This window comes from Brenneria roseae subsp. americana (genome assembly GCF_003115815.1).
Taxonomy (GTDB): domain Bacteria; phylum Pseudomonadota; class Gammaproteobacteria; order Enterobacterales; family Enterobacteriaceae; genus Brenneria; species Brenneria roseae.
The window spans coordinates 156,780-172,898 of sequence record NZ_QDKJ01000006.1; the positions used below are offsets into that span (position 1 = coordinate 156,780).

Genomic DNA, 16,119 nt, shown 5'->3' on the forward strand with positions numbered 1-16,119 from the left:
TGACAGACTAAAAATCCCGGCTTTTGAGAGCCGGGATTAATACAGGCTGGTTTACTTCATTCTAGTCAAAGGCCGTTGCTGTATACTGATCGATAATATAAACGTCTTCAACAGCACATTCGGGATAGATCCACTTAGCCCAATTATTAATTACCCATTCGGTACTTAAAGCATGGCCTTCTGAAGAAGCACTTTCTGATGGTAATTCAACTAACATTGAACCTGCTTTAAATCCAGAAGATACAACCAAGCCATGAGAATGTGCTAAGTCTATTACCATAAAATCTACAATATCTTCATATGGCCACACCGCAGGCAATCTAAAAACTCTTCCTCGCCGGATAGACTTCTCTGGATAATTTAGTAGCTTAATATATTCCATCATTTAACCTTCAAGTTATGTCCGCCAGATTTATCTTTGCTATCAGGAATTTCTTTCATGGCAAAGTTAACTTCCATGACATGTTTCCCCTGAGGGGTAACTACTTCAAAACGCCCATGTTGCGTATCAAGAGCATAAAGATTTCCATCCGTCCCACGATACACATCGCGGTTGTTCATTTTAGTCAGCTTGTTGTCTTTAATCATTCCATGTTCTGCAACAACTTTAGCCGCAGTTTGTTTGACTATAGCAACTCGTTCTCCAGAGGGTAATTTAAATAGACTGGCTTCAAAATCACCAACAGTTGCGCCCGTAGCTATCTTAATATTTGGATCAACTGCTTTAACGACATTCGGGATTTTCTTCCCCGGCAGAATAATCCCGGCCAGCATCCCGCCCGTGGCTTCCAGCGCAAGCTGATTTCCTTCAGACGCCTGTACTATTGTGTCTTTCACCGACGACCAGGTTTCACTGCTCATCAGCGCTTTCACGCTGTCCGCTACCGCTTGGTTCTTCCCGGCCAGGTCATTCAGCGCCGTGCCGCAGTAACTATCCCCGGTAGCACATGACGCCAACGCCATTGCCGCATCGGCTGCGTAATCCGCCCCACCTAATGCCGCATCACCGGTATCAGCCAGGCCGTTAATGATGGCGTTGGCGATGGAAGAAGTTGTGCCTTCACCGAGCTTGTCCCTGACCTGATTTTTCAGGGATTCGGCGGCCTGTTTCACCGTTTCACGGGCCTGGTCACCGCTCAGCGAGTTATTCTCAACCGCATTCCGCCCAGCCTGCGCGCCACTGGCGGCGGAAGCGGTATTACCCGTCGCCAGACCCGATGCCAACCCGGCGGCAAGCGTCGATAACGCGCTGACAGACTGTTTTTCCTCTTCCGTCAGCTCTTCCGCTTTCTTGCCCGGATACTGCTTTTCCATTATCACACGGGCAAGCAGCTCTCCACTCGCGGCACCGATGGCGCCCGCCGCCGCATCCTGCCCGGAGAGTTGCGCGACGACTGCGCCAACCACCGCGTGGGCCATCGCATTGGCTGCAATATCCGAGGCCGTTGCCCCGCTCTCGCCCTGAGGCATCGTGATATCTTTCACCATCTGCGCCAGATACGGCGACGCGCCACTGGCTATCGCTTTCTGGATATCTCCGCCCGCCAACGCCTGTATCGCTGCCGTCGCCGCCTGAGCCGCCCGCTGGTAGGTACCCCCGGTACCATATTCTTTCATTGCGGTTTTGTAGCTCGCGGTATCCGTCAGCGCTTTTTTATAAGCATCCCATTCGTCTGCCGGTGCATTATCATCCGGCCGTGAAACCTTCGACTCTCCTGATGCTTCCGCCGCCTTTTGCGCCCGCAGCTCGCCTTCGGTACGCACGATATCCATCACCTGCGCGCCCAGTTCACCGATAAGTTGAGCCTGCTTCAGTCGTTGCTGCTCTTTCTCTTTGTTAAAGATCGGACTTAACGCGTTATTCGCGTGCTCCACATCGCGGCTTAACGTCGTGATATCTTGTTGCTGATTCGCATTATCCCGGATCAGCAGGCTACCATCACTCACCGCCGCATAGGTAGTGCTGGATGCATTACCGTTGTTACCCAACGACATTAATGCGGACGGTACGTTCATCGCCAGCGTTGACAGCAGGTTTCCGTTCATTGAGGGGCTGGCGCTCATGCCGAACCCGCTGTGTTCTACCTTGAATTCGGCCTTATTGTCCACTCCGCTCCAGCCCAGCGTACCCGTATCCAGCGTGTTTTTATCCGCACTGGCGGTGGAAGCAATCACCGCCGCGTCAAGCTGGGTGTGGTTGCCGGTTTTGATGTCAAATCCTTCTTTGCCCGCGAAGAAACCGGTTTGCTGTTGCACGCTGTCGTAATTGCTGTGCATTTTGTCCTGGCTGACGCTGAAGTAACCACTGCCGCTCATCGAGCCCCAGGTGAAACTGCCGCCGGCCGATCCACTGACCTGTTTAGCGTCATAACGGTCGCTATCCTGCTGGCTTTGCAGCAGCAAATCCCGTCCGGTTTGTACGTCGATATGCTCACCCGTTACCTGAGCGCCAATCAGACGGGTATCACGCTGGCTTTCCAGTTTAACCTCGCTGCCCGCGTCAACCGTGGTTTCCGACCAACTGTTACCCGCGCCCGTCTCGCGGCCTTTTGAGCCATTCACATTGGCAAAAATACTCAGTCCGGCGCTGCCGTTGCTTATCCCTAAACTGACGCCAATATTGCCGCCGCTGCTGCTGTTTTTACCGCTGAGCGTTTCACTGTTGCGAGAAGAAAGCAGGTTGATATCCTGCGCGGCGTTCATCACCGCGTCATTAGCCGCTTTAAGCTGGCTGCCCGTTACCGTGATGTCTCCCTGACGGGATTCAATCGCGATATCGTGCCCTGCGTTCAGCGTCGAGCCAAAGCTTTGCTGTTGTTCCGTCGTCTGGCTGGAACGCGATGTTTGCGCCCCCAGCGAAATGCTGACGCCAACAAATGACGCAGATCCCTGATCGTTCAAGTCAGACTGGCTGGCCTGATAAGCCTGGAAGCCGGATAATCCTGCTTTCATTCCCTGAAGCAACGCCAGCCTGCCGTCGCTTTCGCTTTGCGCCGCCTGAATACTTTGTACCGCACTGTTCAGCGCGGAACCCACCACGCCCGACAACGCGACCGTAAGGCCACTGCTTTTTTGCTCAAACTGCTGCCGTTGCGTGCGCAGATCGTAGCCGGGATCGATCGTGACATTGTTGCCTGTTAACGCGATATCTTGCCCGGCAACCATATCCGTGCCGCTGATATTGACGTCGTTACCCGCATTAATCGTAACCGACTGCCCGGTGCTGCCAAGGGTGCTTACGCTCTGGCTTTGCGTGACGGCCTGATCTTGCAGTTTCTGGCTGGTAGAGGTGGAACCAATAGTGAAGCCGATGCCGCCACTGCTGAAAAGTCCGCTCTTTTTCTTTGTATGCTCTTCGTAGTGCTGATAGTTCTCCACGCTGGCAGCGGTGTTGACGTCATTATCCGCCAGCAGCGTAACCTGATTATCTCCCACCACGGACGAACCTTGCAGATTGATATCATGATTGGCCGCCATAGTGACACTGTCACCGGAAAGCAGGCTGCCTTTCTCGTCCGTCTGTAACGTTTCGTTCAGGGTATGCGTCACCGTTTTTGAGAAGACTTTCTTCTTGACCTTGGTTTCTTCAAAGAAAGTGTGCTGTGTTTCCGTCGCAGACAGCAGATTGATGTCGTTACCAGCCTGCGCCGTCAAGGCTCCGCCGGCAATCCCTTGCGCGGCTTGAAGATTGATGTCCCTTCCGGCTTGCAGGTTCAACCCTTCTCCGGCGGTCAGTTCGGTACTTTGCTGCGTGATGTTTTGCTGCCAGTCAGCATGGCGTTTCCACCAGTTGCCGCTGTAACTTTCCTCTTCCGCCGATAGCAGGTTGAGATCGCGGCCGGCGGCTAGGGTGGCATCGCCTTTGGCATTCAGACTGGCCGCTTCTGTCAGCACATCGCGTCCCGCCAGCAGCTCAAGGTCGCCGCCGCTCAGCAATTGCGTCGAAGCGCTCTCCTGGGTACGGCGCTGCGCCGTGCCGCCGCCGTTGCGATTCAGCGTTTCCTCAAGGGTTTGCTGTGCGGTCAGTTGGATATCATTCGCGGCCGTCAGCGATAACCCCGCGCCGCCGGAAATCATGCTGGCATCAATCTGAATGTTATTGCCCGCATTGGCTTGCAACGTACCGTCCGCGGTCAGCTGACTTCCCTGAACCGCCGTATTCAGTGACAATTGACTGCGGTTCCGGCTTTGATCCAGCCGATCATTGGTCAACGTCAGCGCTTCAATTGACACATTGTTAGCGGCATTCAGCGTCATATCCTGCCCGGCGATCAGCGTTGCGGCTACGTTGCGAATATCATGACCTGCCGCCATCGTCAGACTATTGACCGCACTGATTTCCGCTGTTTTAGCCAATTCGGTAAAGGTGAGGTAGCCCGTTCCACTACCCGGGGAGGCAGACGCGGATGTCTGCCACTCGCGGGATTCGGTTTTGTTGATGATATCGCCGTTAATGCTGGCAAGTTGCAGCGTATTGCCTTCAATTCGGCTGCCGCTGTTGGTGATATTATTCAACGCAACCAGATTCAGACTACCGTCCGATTTAAGCAGCCCGCCTTCCTGATTATCAATCTTGTCGCCGCTGGCGATAGCCAGTAACTCAACCGCGCTAATCGTACCGCTATTGGTGACGCTGCCTCCCGCGCTCAGATTAACCTGATTGGCGACAATAGCGCTGCCCTGCACGTTATTCTTATCGGCCTGCGCCAGATACAATTTCGGCGCCAGTACGGTTTGCCCGTTAACCTCAATATTTTCCCACCAGACGATGCTCTGGCTAAGGTTGGCGACCTGATCCGGCGTCAGGCTGACCCCCAATTGCAGGTTTAAGCCTTTTTGCGCGACAGCTGCGTTATCCAGCAGCATTTGCATTTGCGACAAGTCGGAACCCGTACCATCAAGATAGCGTTTTCCGCTCTGACTCAATACGGCATTGCTGATATAGCGAGTGTCGAATTCGGCATCGCCCAGAAAACGGTAATCATGGTCGGCATCCAGGTTCAGCTTGTCCAGCAGATAGGACGATCCCAAAACTTTGTCCGTTTGCGTCCATTGCGAACTTGTTTCCACCTTCACCGTGGTCGCTGGCTGTTGCCCCAGCATGCCCTGCAATTCATTGAACAGGCTGTTATCCACCTGCCCCAACTGTTCCAGTTTAGGATTGGTGTGAATCAGATAACGGCTGTCGCTGTTTGGATCGACAACCAGCAGCCCATTGTTGCCCGCGGGCAGCGGATAATCCGCCAGTGGATCACTGCTTAATGCTTGTAAACCGTTACCGATGGAGTCCATCAGTTCAGAAGCCGAAAGATGGCTGAACGGCGCCGACGATTCAATGTTTATCGGCGTAGTTGCCGCATCCGTGATGAGAGCGTTGACCTCGCCCGGTTTTTCCAGTGTGATGGCCGTACTAATGGCGGCATCCTCAGTATTTAGCGTAACTGATTGAGGTTTCTCGATATTGGTCTGCGTTGGGCCGTCAATCGACAAACTGGGCGATTGCACCGGAATCTGCCCCGTGTTGCTTAACGTGATCGTCTCCGCCGCGCCGGGCGCCGTTTGACCGGGCATCTCTGCGTCAACCTGCCCCGGTTTTTGCAACACTGGCGCATCATTTTTCGTTAGCGATTGCGGTTCTGCATTTTCCAGCGCTATCGTTGCGGCGCTAATCTGTTCCGCCTGCACGCCAGACTGTAACGTGGGTTCAGTCACTTTACTTAAAGTCACATTTTTAGCCGTCGAGCCGATCGCGCTGGCGTTGTGCCCCAACGTAGCGGTATCCATGCCGCTATTGCTCAGATCAACGCTGCCCGTGCTGAGCGATGCATCGTTGCCCACCAACTGGCGCGTGGTTTGTTTCTGCAACGGCGATAGCGCCTGAGTGGAAGCCAGTACCGGCGTCACCGTGGCGGGGATAAAACCGCCGCTGCCCGGTTGCAGGGTGGTATTGCTGATATCTTCTTTGAAATCAGCGCTGATGGTGCCGCCCGCCTGAATTATGGCGTTATAGCTTTCGCCGATGGTTTGTTCGTAGGTTGGGGTGCCGACTAATATGTAAGGAATATATTTAGGAAGATCGGTTATTAAATCTTTTGGGTCGGTATTTACAACATAAAGGTAATATGAACCATCTGAATCATTTGAATCATATGTGTATCTGTTGTAATCATTATACTCATAAGTTAAATACTCACTTAATGAACCTGAATAAAAAGATTGGTTGTTGAGTTGCAAGCCCATAATATATATATTACTTAACGAATCTATATTGGAAGCTACATTAAACAGGCGCTGAGACTTTACAAACATATTCTTCCCTGATTTTAAATTACCATTACCTCCCTGACTTTTTACTTCAATTTTTTTATAATAACGATATATTTTTTTTGAAAAAAACTCTCTTGTAGGAGCATAATACTCCCAGTCAGGCTCCATTGTTATATCTCTGGTTGGTTCATAAATATATACATATTCACCCGCATTAAACCAACCAAGAGGAATATTCACCTCCGTTTTACCAATCCAATCAGTATTATCAGATACCTCAGCATTAGTCTCCGTTACCACCATTCCTTCACGCTGGTTAGTCAACGTGTCGGTAGTAATCGTGATATCCCCAGACTGCGTTTCGATAGTACCGGAACTATTTAATACAGCGCTACTGGCATTGCCCTGTTCATCGCGCTGGATCCACAGATTATTACCCGCCAGAATATTACCGAATACATTGCGGAGCGAATCGGAAAATAACCGCATATTACCGCCGGCATATAACAGGCTGGTATTATTCAGCGCCGCGCCCGCTTGCATCAATAAATCACCGGTAGTGCCAATCAGCCCCTGATTGTGAATATCGCTTTCACTCACCAGCGACAAATTTCCCCCCGCCTGAATACTGCCCTCTTCCTGTTGTTCAACAGTTTGAGCGGTAATACGCGAATCGCCGTCACCGGCCAGAATATTGCCCTGATTAGTCAATTTCCCGGCGCTGGCAAGCACCACCGATTGCCCCTGAAGCGTACCACGCTGATCGAAATCGCCCGCGACGTTTAGCGTTAAACGCTTCCCGGCGGCCAATAGCTGCGTAAACGTCAGCGGCCCGCTGATATCGGCGGTCAGATTACCTAGCGCCAGCAGTTGCCCGTTTTGTTGCAGTTCGTCGGTTTTGAGGCTTAAATCCTGCGCGCTGTAGATTTTGCCGCCCTGCTGATTGATCAGACGCTGGGTTTGCAGCGCTAGCTGCGTCAAACCGAGTAAGGTGCCCTGATTTTCCAGTACATCGGCGATGATTTCCGTGTGCTGCGCCTGAATCAGCCCTTGATTGACCCACTGTGGAATACGCAGCGTCACTTTATCCTGCGCAATCAGGCTGCCTTGTTGGGTAAACTGCTGCGTTTGCACATCCAGCTCCCGCCCCTGTAGCCAACCGGCATTATCCAGTGCCGCCGCTTTCAGCTTCGCGGTGCCGTCCGACAGTATCTGCCCGGCCTGCTGGTTGGTTAGTTTTCCAGCCGTCTCCAGTTGTAACGATGTTGCTCCCTGCAATACGCCGTTATTCTTCAGCGCATTATTGCCGTGCAGCATAAGGTCGGCGGCATTAATCGTGCCCTGATTATCAATATCGTTCGCCTGAACGCTCAGCGCACCGCCGCTGACCAACCGGGCATTTTGCGCATTGCTCAGTTGATGTTTCACTGTCGCATCAAGGTTCTGGTTACCGCGCAGCGTTCCCTGATTGGTTAGCGAATTGGCGGTTACATCCAGCTCCAGCGCCTGAATTTGTCCACGGTTATTAATATTAGCCGCCGTCAGCGTTGCGTTACCGCCGCTGACCAACTGACTATCTTCCGCCCCTTGATAGTCGCCGCTTAGTCGCAGCGCGGCCTGTTTAACCCCCAGCATCTGTCCCTGATTGTCCAATTCGCGGGCGACAAGATGCAGATCGTCAGACTGCCACAGTCCCTGATTAATGAACTTGTCGGTGTTAATGCTACCGACGCCGCCGTTCAATAAACGGCCCGCTGATTGATTAAGCAGGGAATCGGTGAATTGCAGGTCAAAACCGCCAATGCCGGTTACGGTTCCAGCGTTATCAAAGGTCGCGCCGCTTAAGACCAGCGCGCCCTGAGAGAAAATATCGCCTTGATTGCTAACCTGTTGGCCCATAAATGACAGACTATTCAACCCTGCCAGCGTGCCGCCATTGACCAGCGAGTCTGTCTGTACCGTCAGATTATCTGCCTGCCACAGGCCCAAATTGTCGGCTCGTTTGGTCTGAATGGTTGCGGCGCCCCCGCTTAATAACTGACTGGTTTTATCGCCGATATAATCGGCGAGATCCCGCAGCCACAGCGCGGAAGTGCCCTGGATACGTCCCTGATTTTCTACCCGCTCAGCGCCAAGTCGCAGATCGTTCGCTTGTACACTGCCGCTGTTGTTGAACCTGGTACTGTTAATCACCCCGTCGCCATTGGCCAGTATTTCACCGTTTTTGCGGTTGGTTATCTCTTCCTGGTTGGTTATTTGCAGGTGATTCAGGCCCAACACGCGACCTGCATTATCCAACGAACCGGTATTCAGTTGCAGGTTATTGGCCGCTATCTCTCCGCTCTGGGTTACACGGTTTGCCGTCAGGGTGGTATCGCCGTCACTCAGCAGTTGAGAACGATCATTGCCCTGATAGCTATCTTGCAACGCCAGTTGCAACCTGTTTTGTCCAACCAGCGTGCCATCGTTGAGTAATGCGTCCGCGGTCAACGACAGCAGTTTCCCCTGCCAGAATCCCTGATTGCTGACGCTTCCCACGTTCGCCAGCAGTTCACCGCCGGTCAGTAACTGCCCGGCGGCGCCGACGGTAAGTTCATCGGTCAGGTCCAGTTCCAGCCCGCGTTCACCCACGATCGTTCCCTGATTGTCAAACGACCGCCCGGTTAATTGCAGGATGCTGCTTTCCCAACGGCCGGTATTACCAAGGCGGTCGCCGTGCAGCGCTAATACTCCCACCGTATACAGCAAGCCGTTGCCTTGGTACTCCCCGTTCAACGACAGTCCATCGGTGGCGACCACATTGCCGTCGTTGTGAATAGCCGCACTGCTGATAGTTGAATATCCGTTGCTGGACAGTGTTCCCCGGTTATCCAACCGTCCGGCGGAAAGCTGGCTGTCACCGCCGGAAATCAATACGCCCTGATTGGTAAAAATGCCGTTTGAGCCGGAAGGATCAAGCGTAACCGCCAGCCCTTTATCGCCCTGAACACGTCCGCCGTTGGTAAAATTATCCGCGGCAAGGCTCAGGTACTGCGCCTGCCAGTCACCGTCATTCACCGCATCGGCCGCGTTGAATACGGCGTTGCCCAGCGACAACAGTTTTCCATCCTGTTGATTGACCAAATCGCCATTAGCCAACAGCTTCAGCGCTGAAAGACCCAATATCTGCCCGCTATTGGTTATCTGGTTGGCAGCGGTATCGATGGTATCGGCCTGCCACTGGCCGAGGTTTTCCACCCGATCGGCCGTCACGGAACCGTTGCCCTGACTCAGCCATTTTCCCTGATTGCGGGCAGTACCGCTGATTGCCAGCGTTAGCGCATCCACGCCCAGCATTTTTCCCTGATTATCCAGTTCATCCGCCTGCACATGCAGGGTTCGGCCTTCCAGCGTATCGCGCTGATTGATACGTTTCGCCGTAACGTTCAGCATATTATTGCCGCTGATCAACCCGTTATTATCGAGTTCGTTTTGCAGTTCCAGTTGCAGATCGTCGATGCCCAACATCTGGCCGCTGTTGAGCGCCGACATCGCCGTAACAGCCAATCGCTGGCTGTTCAGCCCACCCGAATTATCCAGTGTTCCATTGAGGAACAGTCGCAAATCGTGAGTGGCGTTGATTTGCCCGGCGTTGGCCAGCGAGTCAGCGTTTATCGATAATGAATGGCTGTTTAATTCCCCCTGATTATTCAAAGCGCCGCTGAATGAAAGCGACAAGCCATTAACACCGGTTATTCGCCCATCATTCACTCCTTGCGCCGCGTCTGCCGTCAGGAGATTGCTGTTCAACGTTCCCGTATTATTCAGCGTCTGAGCGATATCCAGATTCAGGCTATCGATCCCGGTGATATCTCCCACGTTAATAAGATCGTGAGCATCAATCGTCACCGCCGAGCCATACAAGAATCCCTGATTATCCAGCCGGTCATTGAGGGAGACAGTCAGTCCGTCAACACCGTTCATCTGCCCCTGGTTAATCAGCCGATTGGCGCTGACACCCAGCAAATAACTATTCAACGAGCCCTGATTATTTAAGGTATCTTCAAGCGTCAATATCAGTTCGTTGGCTCCGGTGATATCACCCTCATTGCTTAACGTTTTTGCTGTAATGTCGGCACGATTGCCGAGGATCGTTCCCTGGTTGTCAACCGTGTCCGCAACCAACACTAACGCCCGGCTTTCCCAGTAACCGGCGTTACGCAACTGATTGCCGCGCAGCGTCAGCGTGCCGTCCGTATTTAACAACCCTTTCCCTTGATAATTGCCATTCAATGACAGGGATTGCACCGCCAGAAGGTCGCCGTCGTTGCGGATTTCGGTACTGGTAAGCACCGTATCGCCATGACCAGATATGATGCCCTGATTATCGATTTGTGATGCAGCCAGTTGGCTATTACCGCCGGAAACCAGTATGCCCTGGTTCAGCAACCTCCCGGCATTTGCGGGATCAAGGGTCATCGCCAGCGCTCGGTTGCCCTGAATCCGACCGGTATTAGTGAGGTTTTTGGCATTCAGCGTCAGATTGTCGGCCAGCCATTCACCGTGATTAGTCACACTGGCCGCGTTCAATATCGCCACTCCTTGCGATAACAGCTTGCCGTCCTGCTGATTAACCAACCCGCCCGTTGTCGTCAGTGCCAACGAGGAAAGCCCCAGAATTTGTCCGCTATTTGTCACCTGACCCGCGTTCATCTCAAGGGCGTCCGCCTGCCATTGGCCGAGATTCTCGACTTGCCCGGCGGTCAACGCGCTGTTGCCCTGACTTAACCACTTCCCCTGATTGCGGGCTGTACCGCTGATTGCCAGCGTCAGCGCATCCACGCCCAGCATTTTTCCCTGATTATCCAGACTGGCCGCCTGTACGTGCAGGGTACTGCCCTCCAACGTGCCACGCTGATTAATGTTTTCCGCCGTTATTTCCAGCGCATTGCCGCCGCCGATCAGTCCGCTATTGCTTAACTCGTTTCGTAACGTCAGTTGGAAATCATTCACCCCTTGCATATTGCCCTGATTGGTCAGGTTTTCAGCGGTGAGGGACAACTCACGGCTGACGATGTCGCCCTGATTCGTAAGGTTTTCTGCAAGATTGAAGGACAGCCCGCCGACGCCGGTTAGCGTTCCGTCATTTGCCACTCGGATTGCATGTATTGCCAGAAGATTGCCGTAAATATCACCGGTATTTTGCAGGGTGTTGTTCAGTTCGAGAGTCAGGCGATTATCCGCGCTCATATCGCCATGGTTGAAAAGATCGGTGGCGGTAAGCGCCAGCGACGCACCGTAGAGCAGGCCCTGATTTTGCAGACCATTGCCAAGGGTCAGTTGCAATGTCTCGATCCCGGCCATTTCACCGTCGTTCACCGCATCATCGGCGATAATATTGATGGTATTGCCGAGCAGCGTTCCCTGATTATTCAGCGACAACCCATGTATCTGAAGTGAATCGCCTTCCCATTGCCCGGCGTTATGCAGACTCTCGCCGCGCAGCGCCAGCGTGCCGTCGGTTTTTAACCGCCCTTCGCCCTGATAATTTCCCACTAACGACAGTGACGTTGCGGCCGCCACATTGCCGTCATTACGGATATTATCACCGGTCAGCACCGCACTGCCGTTACTGGATAACACGCCCTGATTGTTAATCTGTGTGGCGGAAAGCTGGCTGTCGCCGCCGGAAATTAATGTTCCATTATTCAGCAGCGTCCCCGCAGGCACTGACGCACTGAGATGCTGCGCATCATCGGCCAGCGACAGCGCCATTGCCAGTAAAGACGATTGATTGGTGGCGGGTGACGTAACCGCAATTTTCAGCGAGCGATCGCCCTGTACCCAGCCTTCGTTGGTAAAACGATGAGTCTCAAGCAGCAGATTCCCCGCCTGCCACTCTCCGTCATTAAGGGTATCGGCCGCCTGTAGCGTGGCGACGCCCTGCGTCAGCAATTTACCGCTTTGCAGATTTTGCAATGAATGGCTGGCGATCAGCTGTAGTGCCGCAAGCCCGACGATCTGCCCGGCATTGGCAATCTCATCGGCGGTCAGCGTGATATCATTTGCCTGCCATTGCCCACGGTTGTCGATGGTTTGTGCCGTAACGGCGTTGTCACCCTGACTAAGCAACGCACCGCCATTATGCAGGCTGTTGCGGATCGCCAGCGTCAGCGCATCCACCCCCAGCATTTTGCCCTGATTATCGAGCACCCCGGCATTCAACCGTACCGTTTGTCCTTCCAGAATACCGTTCTGCCAGACGTTTTCTGCCGTCAAAGCCAGCGTTTTACCGCTCAGCGTACCGGCGTTATCCAGATCGCCCCGCAAATTCAGTTGCAGATCGCTGACGCCGAACAGGCCGCCCCGGTTGTCCACCCCAGCGGCGTCAATCCACAGCCGATCGCCATACAGGTTACCGTGATTGAACAGATGCTGATCCAGCATCAGGGTCAGTTCGTCCACGCCGGTCATCATGCCGTCATTCATCAGGCTATCAGCCGTCATCGCGACATGGTTACCCAGTAACGTGCCCTGATTAATAACCGAATTTCCGAACAGTTGGAGAGTGTCGCTTTCCCAACGCCCCGCGTTAGACAGGCTATCGCCGCGCAGCGTCAACGCGTGTTCCGCCTGAATCCGGCCGCTATTGGTCAGATTCCCTGTCTCCAGCGTCAGGCTGGCGGCCTGCCAGTCTCCCGCATTCGTTGCATCAGCCGCGGTTAATACCGCCATCCCCTGAGAAAGCAACTTACCGGCCTGTTGATTGATCAACGTGTCTTTTGCGGTCAGTATCAGCGCCGCGATACCCAGAATTTTTCCGGCATTGGCTATCGTGTCCGCATTCAGCGTTATCGTCTGCGCCTGCCACAGTTCCCGATTATCAATCTGGCCTGCCGTGGCGGTACTTTCGCCCTGACTGAGCAGTTCGCCCTGATTGTTAAGCGTGTTGGTTATCGCCAATATCAGCGCGTCAACGCCTAATAGCGTTCCCTGATTATCCAGCTCGACGGCATCCAGTCGTACTGATTGTCCTTCCAGCGTACCCTGCTGTTTTACCGTTCCGGCGACCACATTCAGGTCACTGCCTCCGTGGATCAGCCCACGGTTATCAAGACCGCCTGACAAACGGAGCTGAAGGTCATCGACCCCGGTGATTTGCCCGCTATTGTTCAGGCTACCCGCGGTGATAGCCAGCAGATTACCGTCCAGCGCTCCCTGATTGTCCAGACGATCAAAAATATGCAAATCCAGATGTTGGATACCAGTGATCTGTCCGCGATTACTGAATCGATCGCTCTGAGCCTGCGTGGTCAACGCGCGCAGATTCCCTGAATTGTCTATCGCCAGAGCATTCAGGCGCAGAGCGTCGCCACTGAGCCAGTCGCCGGTATTGATCAGGCTATCATCCGCATTCAGCACACTGGATTGAAGTGATTGAGCCTGACCGCTGTTGGTGATGTTATTGGCGTGCAGTTCCAGACGATCGCCCTGCAATATCCCCTGATTAACCAGGTCATGGCCCGATAGCAGCCAGCTTCCTTGCGCCAGCAGACTGCCGCTATTATCGAGATAGTAGGCCGTCGCCTGAGCATCGCCGCCGATGCTGGTTTTGCCACGGTTAAGCCAGCGATCCGCATTCAGTAAAAACTGCGCTGCCTGCAACTCGCCGTCGGTTTCCGCCTCGGCGGCGGTCAGCGTCAGCGTATTTCCCGCCAGCAATTTTCCGCTCGCGCGCTGTACCAGTTGGCGATCGGCACTGACCGTCAGCGAATGATCGGCCTGAATAATCCCCTGATTGTCGAGCAAACCACTGTGAATCTGTAACTCCGGCGCGGTCAGCGTACCGTCGTTGATGATGTCGCCGGCAGTAACCGCCAGCGTTTTCCCGGCCAGCAACATGCCGCTGTTATTTAGGTCTGTGTTCAGACTGGCCGCCAGCGACACGCCCGCGCTGAGCGTGCCGCTATTCAGCGCCGCGCCGCCAGACAGAGTGATCATCTGTTGCGCATTGATCGTGCCGTGGTTGTCGATCGTCTGATTGTTCAGGTTGATATTGTGACTCGCCGTGATATCACCCTGATTGGTGAGAGAGGTACTTTGTAATGCCAGCGTTGCAGCCTGAAGGGTTCCCCGGTTCGTCACGCTGTCGGCCAGCATGAACAAATGATTTTCGGTCAGGATTTTCCCCTGATTATTCAGCAGCGTTTGCAACTCAAGCCGCAAATCGCCGCGGGCGCTGAGTAGTCCGATATTGTCAACGCGGCCCGCCTTCAACGTCAGTTGCTCCGCTGCCGACAGCGAGCCACTGTTAATCAGTTGGTTTCCAACCAGCGACAGCCCCTGCAATGATGCGATATCACCCTGATTATCCAGCGAATCAACGTTCAGATTCAGCGTCTTCCCAGCCAATGTGCCACGCTGAACGATTTGCCCGCCTTGCAGCGTCAACGCATCACCGGTGGTCAGATTGCCCTGCCAGTCACCTTGTTGAGTGGCGCTGACCGTGGCGCTATTTTTAGCCTGGATCTGAGCGCTGCGGGTGGCGGTCAACGTTTCGGCCTCAAGCTGGACAGCTTGCGCCCCGGCAATCCCGGACAGCGTGACGTCTTTGCCTTGTATGCCAAGCTCGCTATCGGCTTTAATACCGCTTAAGGCATCCTGCCGTAACGCGCTGCCGGCCTTTATCGCCACTTTATCGGCGGCTAATTGGGTATTATTTAGCGTGACATTGTCACTTTTCACCGTTAGATGATGGCCGGAGATCAGAGCGCCCTGGGTATCGACACCCGCGCTAATCCGGGAATCGGTCGCGCTCAATTCGCCTTCCGAGGCAAGCGTAACGGATTGCCCCGCTCGTAACGTGGCATCCGTCAGGGCGATCCCCGCATTCCCGTCAAGCGTGAGTTCGCCGCCGGCCTGCTGCTTACCTTGTAGCGCCAGCGCTTCTCCCTTAGCATGGATATTGCCCTGTGCAACCGCATCCCCAACGCTAAGTTTGCCATTCGCCGACAGCGTGATATCGCTGCTGCGGGCACTCAGATTACCGACGTTGACGCCGACCCCTTTATCGCTGGATACCAGCGTGATCCGATTGGTGTACATGCCGCCTAAGGCGCCGGTATCCAACGCCACTTTGATACCGCTATTATCCGCTGTTTGCGCCGTCACATCGCCGCTGGCATCAACCTGATTCGCACCGAGCACCACCTGCGCTTCATTCGCGTTTAACCCCGCATTAATCTGCGCCGTGCGGGAAATCAGGCTGAAATAGTCACTATTACTGGCATCCAGCCCTTGTCCCGTCAGCGTGATATCACCACGCTTGACGTCAATACCTTGTAGTTTGCCCTGTGCGTCAAATTGCGGTTTACCGGTGGTCAACGTGACCTGCGGCGTATTGATAAATCCGCAACCATCACAGGTAATGCCGTAGGGGTTGGCGACCATCACACTGGCCTGTTTCCCGCCCACCTCCAGATACCCCGCAAGCGTACTGCGATTGGGCGATACCACTTCGTTGATAATGGCGTCCGCCGCCTTACCTTTCAGATTGGGGTTATTCTGGATCAAACCACCAAGCTGGGTAGGATTAAGCTGAGCCGTGCCGTTATTCAGGATCAACCCTGATTTATCGACATTGAAGTCGTGGTATTGGTTATGGGAAATCCCCGCGCTATTCGGCGTCGCAATATTCACCACCGGTACGCCGTTGCCGGCTTTATCCACCGCGGTATTGCCGGTCGCGACATTGACGCCGGCCGCCATCGCAGGCAGTACGGGTTGGAAGGCAATAAGATTAATCAGCGTATAAGCGATTAATCGTTGCGTTGTTTTAATTGGTTTCATCCCTGCCCCCTGCTGTGACATGCA

At 53.9% G+C, this 16,119-nt stretch carries 2 protein-coding genes; both read right to left on the bottom strand.

Annotation, left to right across the window (positions count from 1 at the left end; all coding sequences use genetic code 11):
• Positions 1–61: 61 nt before the first annotated feature.
• Complete coding sequence (imm45, locus tag B4923_RS09665; RefSeq protein WP_245929526.1) at positions 62–385, bottom strand: Imm45 family immunity protein; 324 nt, start codon at positions 383–385, stop codon at positions 62–64.
• The gene (locus B4923_RS09670; protein WP_109054141.1) at positions 382–16,095 is read right to left on the bottom strand and encodes a hemagglutinin repeat-containing protein; all 15,714 of its coding nucleotides are present in this window, start codon (positions 16,093–16,095) and stop codon (positions 382–384) included. Before B4923_RS09670 ends, imm45 begins: the two co-directional genes overlap by 4 nt.
• Positions 16,096–16,119: the final 24 nt, after the last annotated feature.